General features: G+C 54.2%; 1 protein-coding gene. It reads left to right on the top strand.

Annotated elements, in window-relative coordinates; all coding sequences use genetic code 11:
• On the top strand, positions 1-197 hold a 197-nt coding region (locus AC1RPR_RS09045), incomplete at its 5' end, for a hypothetical protein (RefSeq protein WP_481763615.1).
• Positions 198-240: the final 43 nt, after the last annotated feature.

The following is a 240-nucleotide window of genomic DNA, read 5'->3' on the forward strand; positions in this document are numbered from 1 at the left end:
TGGTAACGCAACCAGCCGATTTCTTTATGAGCGCTGCATGGTTCTGGAGCGCCAACGGCTTGAGCGCGCTTGCGGATCAGGACGCGTATACCGCAGTTACGCAAAAAATCAATGGTGCCACCGGGTCGGCGCTGACCGCACTCGTTCAGCAGCGTCTTCCGTCGCTCAATGCGGCCAATGCCGCCTTTACATGGTAACGAAAAAATGGAAAGCGTCTTCTACTATGAATTGACACTGCAC

This window comes from Dellaglioa sp. CoH-57-MRSF-22 (assembly GCF_056781895.1).